Source organism: Algoriphagus antarcticus, assembly GCF_002150685.1.
In the GTDB taxonomy this organism is placed as follows: domain Bacteria; phylum Bacteroidota; class Bacteroidia; order Cytophagales; family Cyclobacteriaceae; genus Algoriphagus; species Algoriphagus antarcticus.
On the sequence record NZ_MSSW01000041.1, the window covers coordinates 1 to 1,283 of the forward strand.

The window sequence follows — 1,283 nt, forward strand, 5'->3', positions numbered from 1 at the left end:
TGTGTGCCAGTCTGTCAAGGATAGCATCTGCTATGGTACTGTCACCTATTGTTTCGAACCATTTGGTAACGGGAAGTTGGGACACCACTAGTGTTGACGCTCTCCCATGTCGGTCTTCTATGATTTCAAGCAGTGCCATTCTTGCCATTTCGTCCAGTTGCTGAATACCGAAGTCATCCAGGATTAACAGATCCTGTTTTTCTATTCTGGCAATCTCCTTTATGTATGATCCGTCAGCTTTCAGCATTTTGAGTTTTGGAAACAGCTTGGTGGTATTGTAATACTGAGTTCTGAACCCCTGCATACATGCCTGGTTGCCAAGGGCAGAAGCAATGTAGCTTTTACCGGATCCCGTTGCCCCTGTTATTAGGATATTCTCTTTTCTTTTAATGAAGGACATATCGGCAAGTCTGAGGATCTGCATTTTATCAAGCCCTCTCTGTGGGGAGAACTCGAGCTCTTCAACAGCAGCACTGTAGCGGAACTTTGCAGTCCTGTACAGTCTGTTGATTTTTCTGTTTTCCCTTTCTTCCCATTCTGCCTGTAAAAGATGGTTTACAAGCTCTTCGGGATTCACATCATGGTGTTTGTTGCTGTCTAGAATGGTTTTGTAAGCTTCCATCATTCCGTGGAACTTCATTTTGGACATCTGGTTTAATGCTGCGCTCTGTGTCATATCGCTAGTATTGGTTTTATGGTAAATAACTATTTGAAGCTTTCGGCTCCCCTTATATTTTCGTGTTCGATTGATTTATTAGTCTTGTTTTCAATAGCTAAAGGGATTGAATCCATTCCGCTGTTGAGTATTCTGGTGATGACTGAATAGTTATAAGTATTGTAGTGCGTGGCACGTTTGACCGCACCTATCAGTCTTTCCCTGCCTGCTTTTTTATCATATCCCAAAATCCCCAGACAGCTTTTGTAGGCCTGCTCAGGATAAGGGTAACTATCAAGGATCACCTGGAGATAATGCCGGACTTCAGGATGAATCCCTTTTGCCCAGTTCAAAAAGTAATCAGGATTCCAATCGCTTACAAACCTGTGGGCAGATGGCATATGTTCCTTAACCGTAGTGTATCCACGTTCCTTGAGGCTCCTTTTATGAAAAGCAATCCTTTCCCTGTCACAGAAAACAGAAACGTAACTGTCCGAGTAAACTATCTTTACTTTTTTACCGATGTACCTGTAAGGAATCGAATAATAATGTTTTTCAGGGTTTAGGCATAGGTGGGAGGTTTTGGTCACAGTAGCATATTTAAACTCTTTGAGTTCATACCTTTCAG

General features: G+C 42.3%; 2 protein-coding genes. Both read right to left on the reverse strand.

The genetic code is table 11. The features are described from left to right. On the reverse strand, window positions 1–640 hold a 640-nt coding region (gene istB, locus BVH04_RS13925; RefSeq protein ID WP_240510932.1), incomplete at its 3' end, for an IS21-like element helper ATPase IstB. A gap of 65 nt (window positions 641–705) precedes the next feature. Then, the coding region (locus BVH04_RS13930; protein WP_449353822.1) for a Mu transposase domain-containing protein at window positions 706–1,283 on the reverse strand (578 nt) is incomplete at its 5' end.